The 225-nt window shown below is 63.1% G+C and carries 1 protein-coding gene; it reads left to right on the top strand.

Annotated elements, in window-relative coordinates; all coding sequences use genetic code 11:
- Positions 1–225: Ig-like domain-containing protein (locus MKZ40_RS17170; protein ID WP_282628017.1), on the top strand; the 225-nt coding region annotated here is incomplete at both ends.

Genomic DNA, 225 nt, shown 5'->3' with positions numbered 1-225 from the left:
CACTGACCTCCGACACCACGCCCACCATCGTCGGCACTACCGATGCCGAAGACGGCAGCACCGTCACCCTGGTGATCACCGACAGCGATGGCAACGAGCAGACCGTCACCGCCACCGTCGAGAATGGCACCTACAGTGTCGACGCTGAGACACCGCTGAGCGAAGGCGAGTATAGCGTTGAGGCCTCGGTCACCGATCCGGCTGGCAACACTGCGACCAGCAATG

It is taken from the genome of Cobetia sp. BMC6 (assembly GCF_029991385.1).
In the GTDB taxonomy this organism is placed as follows: Bacteria; Pseudomonadota; Gammaproteobacteria; order Pseudomonadales; family Halomonadaceae; genus Cobetia.
This window is presented reverse-complemented; position numbering and strand designations above follow the sequence as displayed.